Below are 7,435 nucleotides of genomic sequence, written 5' to 3'. Positions count from 1 at the left end.
TTTAGAAGCTTTAAGTTACTTAAAGCAAGCCGGTTTTCATAAGGAAAACCGGCTTATTTTGGCCTCTAGAGCTGTTTTTTTCTTAACTTAATAGCATTGATGTTCACCAATAGCATAGCTATGGCTAAATACCTCCAGTTGTTTCTTCGTCGAGGAACCATTGATGGTATCACGATTCTTTCCCCTGCATCAATTGACCGAATGACCACCGCTCGTTCAACGTTGTCTGGGAAATCGAATTATGAAATAGGATATGGTTTAGGACTTTGGTCGGATCGTTTCAAGGGTGTTAAAATAATCGGGCATTCGGGGGAGCAACCGAGTTTTGGTTCCTACATGATCGTTATTCCCGAATTAGACCGGGCATTTTTTGTTGCCTCCACTACGGAACTTTCTCCGTTATACCCTGTGATCACAGCCTTACAAAATTTTATTGTGGATCCTGAAAATACCTGGGTCCCCGCGGGAGATAAACCGTCAAAAAGAAAAGATAGTATAGGCTATTACAGGCCTTTACATACACCAAGCAATACGGGTAAGATAGGTGCTTTTTTACATCCGATACTGAACATTTGCTGGATTGATGAAAAAGGCGGTGAATTATTTTACCGGTCGCTTACCAATTCAACAAAGTACAAGCTTTATGACGACGGAGCGCAACATGTTTATTTTACTGATGAGGAAGGATATAAAAACTGGTTCTTTGTGGGAGAAGACTGGCAAGGAAATTTCATTTTACAAAACGGAAAATCTTCCGGCAACCTGAAAAAGGTCGCTGCAATTTCGGTATGGGGAAGTGTGGCCTTTTTTGTTTTTTGTATGCTAATGATTTTTGCCCTGCCGTTGATTTTGCTGATAAGACTATTCCTGAAATATGTAACTAGAAGTGAAGTAACCTTTCAACCTTCTATTCAGTTGGTGAGTGCTGCTATTTTTTCAATGTTGCTCGCTGCTATGACATTGGCATTTATAGTGCCTCCTTCGACGTCTTCTCCGCTCGAAACATGGAAGCTTTTGGATACTGTCGGAAAAATAAGCCCTACATCTATTGCTGTATTCATTTTGACCCTACTTTTCGGTTTGTTTTCTATCGCTGCAATGCTTACCAGCTTTAAAAACAGCAGAACCTGTAGTTCCGGATTACTAAAAATTTATGTTTTAGGACTAAGCCTGGTTTTCGCTGCAATTAGCATCTATTTATTTACATTTGATTTAGTGCCATTCAAATCTTGGATGTTTTAATTTTTACAGAGCAATATACTGTATACGTAATAGCGGGGTCGGTGCGTATTTGCAACGGAATAAATATTAATACAAGGTACGTGTATATCCGTAAAGGTGATGGCTTTTAACCGCTGCTGCTTTTACGTACGCCGAGAAGCAGTGAATCGGCAGAAATCATTTTACTGCATGGAAGTTTTCAAAACGGCTCCTGCTGCTGGATTTACGGTGGTAGGAGATATGTTTAATAGGCGGGAATTAACCCATCGACTACTGCAATGGGTAAATGACTTGTACAACAAGGCGCTCGTTCGCTGGCGCTAGAAAGCGGTACAAGTACCGTCCCGTTCGTTTTTCGATCATTGGGAATTGGTCCAATCATGAATAACCTTATATTCACAGTGACAACATCCTGACGAGCTCCCGACTTTTCGGGAGTTCTCCGGGAAGGCAAGGGTGAAATTCCCTTGCATGACCGGATTAGTACCAATTATGAAAAGACGACATCCCAAAAATAGCAAAAAGAAATATGGCATTTGGATTTTCACCTAAATACGTTCAAGACTACCAACTTGACAATCTTGACAGAGAACATTTTTTATTTTTTGCAATAGAAGCTGCATTCAAACTTGACTGGAATGTAAGTTTCGTCAGTGAGACAGGATTTATCGCTTACACAAAATTTTCTTGGAGTTCTTGGAGCGAAGAAGTTACGGTTAAAATTGACAATGGAGTTGCAAATCTAAAAAGCGAGTGCACAGGAAGTCAATTAACGGATTGGGGTAAAAACAAGAAAAATATCGAAGCATTGCTTTCAAAATTTGAAGAAATAAATAGCTCATTGAGACAAGAAGAAATTGAAACAAAACTTACAGAACTACGACAAGGCTATGCATCAAAAGAAGATGATATTTTAAGCAAACCACCTTCAACAACAAAAGAGAAAATAACAAACTTCTTTTCTGTATTTACACCAACCGAAGGATACTTTATATCTCCAATTCTGATAAATATTAATCTACTCGTTTTTATAATTATGTTGATTTCAGGAGTTCATATACTTCTACCAGACAACCAAGACTTACTAAACTGGGGAGCCAATTTCCGACCAATGACATTAGAAGGACAATGGTGGAGATTATTTACGGCTTGCTTTTTACATATTGGAATTTTGCATTTGCTTCTAAATATTTATGCATTGCTTTACATTGGACTTTTACTTGAGCCGTATCTCGGAAAGACACGATTTTTAGCTTCGTATTTAATTTCAGGTATTGCTGCGAGTATGACAAGCTTATGGTGGCACGACTTGGCAATAAGTGCAGGTGCTTCAGGTGCTATCTTCGGGATGTATGGAGTTTTTCTTGCTGTGCTGACAACAAATCTGCTTGACAAATCTGTAAAAAAAGCACTATTGACAAGTATGGCGGTTTTTGTAGGTTACAACATACTGAATGGACTAAAACCTAATAGCGGTATTGACAATGCTGCACATATTGGCGGATTTATAAGCGGTCTTATTATTGGTTACGCCTTTGTTCCAAGCTTAAAACAGTTTGAAAATAAAGCTATCAAGTTTTTGACAATCGGTGCCTTGACAGTTGCACTATTGATTTCTTCATTCACAGTTTATAAGGCTTTACCAAATGACATTGGACAATATGAAAAAGAAATGGAGCGATTTTTTTCGATGGAATCAATGGCTTTAGAAGTTTACAACCTACCCGAAGGAACACCAAACGATAAAATCCTTTCTGAAATTAAAGACCGTGGACTTTATTATTGGAATGAGAACATAAAACTCATTATCAGTTTTAGAGAACTTGACTTACCATTACCAATCAGAAAAAGAAATAGCAAACTAAAAGAGTATTGTGAACTTAGAGTTAAAAGCTATGAACTTCTTTATAAAGCTATTGAGGAAGACACGGACAAATACCAAAATCAGATTGACGAATACAACCAAAAGATTGATTTGATAATAACAGAACTGACAGGTAAATTACGACGAAATGAATAAAAAGGTGCGAACATTGTATATAAATAATAGGCAGACTGATCGTATAATGCCAAAAAATAAAAGCCTTCCCAGCAGAAAATACCAACGGCAACGCAATCTTGTTATTGAATCCGCAAAAATCCCCATCACCGCTTTAGCCAGTCAGGCGCGGGTAAATTTCCCATTAACCCATTGTCCGTCTATTCGTCGGAACATTGGGTGCTTACTGCTCGTTTTTTTCGCATCCTGGCTGTCTGCATGTGTTCCCTCCAAAATCCCTTCGGATACGTTTTTTGACGGGCAGTCATTCCGGGGTTGGAATGCCCACACAGCATCGGTTTGGCGCAGTAAGGATGGCGTCATTACGGGTGGCAGTTTGAAGGGGAATCCGCGCAACGAATTCCTGGCGACGGACAAGGTCTACAAAAACTTTCACCTGCGGCTCGAATACCGGCTTGTGGGCACAGAAGGATTCGTGAATGGTGGCGTGCAGTTTCGCAGCCAACGAACCAGCCACCCGGCAAATGAGATGATCGGTTACCAGGCAGACATCGGTGCAGGCTACACGGGTTACCTCTACGATGAGTCGCGGCGCAAACGTTTCCTGGCGGAAGCAGACCCCGATTTCGTTGCTTCGATTGAGCGGCCGGGCCAATGGAATCGATACGAAGTCATTGCCCGTGGCAAGCAGGTGACGATCCTTCTCAATGGTCAAAGGACGATTACCTATCGGGAGCAGGAGGAAGATATTCCGCTGGAAGGACACATTGCCTTGCAGATCCATGGCGACAGCAACGCAGAAATTTCATTCCGTAACCTTCAAATTAAGGAGTTGGATGATACCGTCTTCCCATCCAATGAGGCTATCATGAGTCGTTTGGGAACCTTACAGACCCGGGCACCCGTTCCCGCCTTCGAAGACGGCACCTTCCAGTTGCTAGAAGAAGATGTGGTCGTATTTGTCGGTCAGGATAATTTTGTGCGTGAGCAACGATCGGGCGAATTGGAGTCGCTGTTGGCGGCAGGTTTTGCCAGGAAACGGCCCCGTTTTCGTTCGATGGCATGGGAAGGGGATGTGGTCTATGAGCAATGGCGTGACCTGAACTTCGGCGATTGGAGCGATCAACTGGATGCGGTGGGCGCTACGGTGATCCTGGCTCAATTTGGTCAGATGGAAGCACTGGATGGACCGGACCGACTGGCGGATTTCGAAGCAGCCTACAACCAGTTGCTGGATCAATTTTCCCGCCGGACCCACAAGTTGGTGCTGGTGTCTCCCATCCGTTTTGAAAAACCGCTCGCTTCCCATGCACCCGATCTTAGGGAAAGGAATGACGATCTTCAGTTGTATGTGAAATCGATGGAAAAGATCGCCTCCCAACGCAACGCGCTGTTCGTGGATTTGACCAGGATGCCATACGGGAATCGGCTCACTGAAAATGGAATCCACCTGACACCGGAGGGACTACGCTTGGTGAGTGAGGAAATTGCCCGGCAGTTGGATGTTGAAATCGGGGAGCTACCTTCGGAGGAGGTCCGTCGCGCCATCGTTCAAAAAAATCGCCTGTGGTTCGATTTTTGGCGGCCGGCAAACTGGTCCTTTGTCTATGGAGACCGTGTGAATCAGCTGTATGGGCAGGGGGCCGGGGCTGAGCCCTCGCTGCAGGTCGCTTTTGAGCAGCAGCTGCCCCTTGTGGAAAACGCAGATGCCGTCATTTACGACCGGATCGCTGGTAAAGAAGCACCGGGAGTCTCGGTCGCTCCGGTGGTGTACAGTGAGATCGATGCGTTGACACCAGAAGAACAACTGGCCGGGTTCACGACCGCCGAAGGGTATTCGGTCAATCTCTTCGCTTCAGAGCTGGAAGGAGTCGTGAATCCCGTGCAATTCGCCTGGGACGAGGACGGAAGACTCTATGTCGCATGTTCACCTTCCTACCCGCAGACCCTGGCCGGGATGCCTGCGCAGGATTACATTCAAGTCCTGGAGGATCGTGACCGCGACGGGGTCGCAGAGAGCTCCTGGCGCTTTGCCGAAAACCTGAAAATGGTACAAGGCATAGAACCGGGTGCAGACGGGCTTTACGTGTGCGACTTCGATCGAATTCTTTATCTCCATGACACCGACGGAGACAAAAAGGCCGATGAGCGGCAGGTACTATTCTCCGGTTTTGGCGTAGGCGATACGCATCAACTGGTAAACAGCATTACGCATGGACCGGATGGGACGCTGTGGTTTACCCAGGGTCTCCACGCCATTTCCCGCGTGGAGACCCCACATGGCGTTGCCCGTCTGGACCGGGCCGGGGTTTGGCGCTATCACCCCCGCCGCTTAAAATTGGAGAGTTTCTTCGGAGGAGGAATGGCCGGCGCCAATTGCTGGGGCGTCGCGTTTGATGACTACGGCCAGGTCTTTCACAAGACCGGAGACCGCCCGGAAGGCTATTGGACCGTGCCCGGATTGGTTCCTTTTCCGGAACAGGACGGTTCCCGCTACCATGAGGATCCGAACAAGGCCTACCAAACGAACAATCCGGAGCAATATCACGACGTAGGCCCCCTTTTTGAGACTTCGCCCAAAACCACATCCCTGGAAATCATTGGAACATCAGCCATGCCCGAAGCGCTGCAAGGCGCGGCACTGATCGGCGGATACTTCGGATCGGTGGTGGAAGTGCACCAATTCCAGGATGCAGGTGCAGGGTTTGCTACCAGACAGCTTCCCCGATTGATCACCTCGGCCGATAATTCATTTCGCCCGGTGGATGTCTCTGTGGGGCCTGATGGGGCATTGTATGTGGCAGATTGGTTCAACCCGATTATCGGTCACTACCAGGCGAGCTATGCCGATCCACGTCGCGACAAGTCACATGGCCGTATTTGGAGGATCACCGCAGATGCCAGGTCGTCCTTAACCTACCCCGAGCTATCTGCAATGGATGAGGGCCAACTGCTTGCACTTTTGGGTTCTCAGGAGCGATGGTTGCGCTACCAGGCGAAACGCTTGCTTTATTACCAGCCAACGGAAACGGTTGTGGCCGCGGCAGATGCACTTGACCTTCAAGAGCAAAAAGATCAGTTTCTTCTCGAATTGATAGGGGTCTACCAGGCCCATGAAACTGTTCGACCGGAGCTGCTCGATCGCCTGTTGCAGTCGAAGGATTTCCGGATTCGGGCTTATGGTGCCCGTGTGCTGGGAGACTGGGCGTCCCGGCTGGAAGGTGGAGCCCTTGGTCGGCTACGGGAACTCGTAAATGACGACCACCCCAGGGTCCGCCTGGAGGCCGTGATAGCCGCCAGCTACCTGCGGGAGACCCCTGCGATCGAAGTGGTAACCGCAGCGCTCGAACACGCGTTAGACCCCTTTCTGCGGTACGCGTTGAGGCAGAGTGCGAGGTCCCTTCAACTTCTCTGGGAGACTCCTTTTCAGGAGGGGGAACTTAACCCCACATCCAAGGTTCAAAATGACTTTCTGCGGGAGCTTCTGGATCAGGGACCTGCGGTCGTTTCAGCTGGCGAAGCCTTGTATGAAAAGGCCTGCCTGGCATGCCATCAGCCAGGTGGTAAGGGTCTGCCGGGGGTGTATCCACCCTTGCTGGGTTCAAAGCGGGTCACCGGAGACGAAACGAAGCTTATCAAAATCGTGCTCAATGGGCTTACCGGTCCCCTAGACGTAGCGGGAGAGCAATACGGTGCCGGAACCCAGTCCATTCCCATGCCTCCCATGGGTGGAATGAGGGATCAGGAGATCGCTGATGTCCTCACGTACATCCGCAAGGAATTCGGTAACGGATCACGTGCGGTTGCTCCGGAAATGGTTGCGAGAACCCGTGCGGAGGTCTCCGGGCGAACCAAACCCTGGACCGCCCGGGAGCTGGACGAGTAAAAAGCCGCACGGGACAAGTACCTGGTTGCGACTTCAGTTTTGGAATAAGGGGCAGTTGGGGCCCATTGGCCTTTGCCTATTGCATAGAAATCCGATTTTGGGTTGGTTTTACCAAGAAATGGTAAGGAAATTGGTTCTGTTGGAATCGTCTGCCAAGACTTTTCTCTTTGGTCCAATCCCAGGGTGAAAAGGAATGTGACAACGCCGCTTGATCGTATCGGCCACCCGGCGACTTTTCGTTCAATGAATAGGAAAATGCTGGTTGGTGTTTTGCGTAATTTTCCTGCTCTAGTAGTAGGGCAAGAAATGTAGTTACAAGGAAACTATCG

4 protein-coding genes are annotated in these 7,435 nt (G+C 47.4%); all 4 read left to right on the top strand.

Annotation, left to right across the window (positions count from 1 at the left end; genetic code table 11):
• Window positions 1–99 precede the first annotated feature (99 nt).
• The 4 genes from GCU44_RS17265 to GCU44_RS17255 all read left to right on the top strand — a co-directional run bounded on the left by GCU44_RS17265 (window position 100) and on the right by GCU44_RS17255 (window position 7,106).
• Complete coding sequence (locus GCU44_RS17265; protein ID WP_262885330.1) at window positions 100–1,242, top strand: serine hydrolase domain-containing protein; 1,143 nt, start codon at window positions 100–102, stop codon at window positions 1,240–1,242.
• A 168-nt stretch (window positions 1,243–1,410) separates the two neighbouring features.
• On the top strand, window positions 1,411–1,545 hold the full coding sequence (locus tag GCU44_RS23405) for a hypothetical protein (protein WP_262885329.1): 135 nt from the start codon (window positions 1,411–1,413) through the stop codon (window positions 1,543–1,545).
• A 205-nt stretch (window positions 1,546–1,750) separates the two neighbouring features.
• A complete protein-coding gene (locus GCU44_RS17260) occupies window positions 1,751–3,241 on the top strand; it encodes a rhomboid family intramembrane serine protease (RefSeq protein WP_154858068.1) in 1,491 nt (496 codons plus the stop codon).
• Between the two features lie 46 nt (window positions 3,242–3,287).
• Window positions 3,288–7,106 carry a PVC-type heme-binding CxxCH protein gene (locus GCU44_RS17255; RefSeq protein ID WP_161993962.1) on the top strand — a complete coding sequence of 1,273 codons (3,819 nt, stop codon included), beginning with the start codon at window positions 3,288–3,290 and terminating at the stop codon, window positions 7,104–7,106.
• Window positions 7,107–7,435: the final 329 nt, after the last annotated feature.

Origin of the sequence: Cyclobacterium xiamenense, from assembly GCF_009467825.1 — a bacterium.
Lineage (GTDB): Bacteria > Bacteroidota > Bacteroidia > Cytophagales > Cyclobacteriaceae > Cyclobacterium > Cyclobacterium xiamenense.
The sequence above is the reverse complement of the archived record's forward strand: the minus strand, read 5'-3'. Positions and strand labels throughout refer to the sequence as shown.

Coding starts and splice junctions, on each gene's coding strand:
- GCU44_RS17265 (WP_262885330.1), top strand. CDS start 100: ATGTTCACCAATAGCATAGCTATGGCTAAATACCTCCAGTTGTTTCTT.
- GCU44_RS23405 (WP_262885329.1), top strand. CDS start 1,411: ATGGAAGTTTTCAAAACGGCTCCTGCTGCTGGATTTACGGTGGTAGGA.
- GCU44_RS17260 (WP_154858068.1), top strand. CDS start 1,751: ATGGCATTTGGATTTTCACCTAAATACGTTCAAGACTACCAACTTGAC.
- GCU44_RS17255 (WP_161993962.1), top strand. CDS start 3,288: ATGCCAAAAAATAAAAGCCTTCCCAGCAGAAAATACCAACGGCAACGC.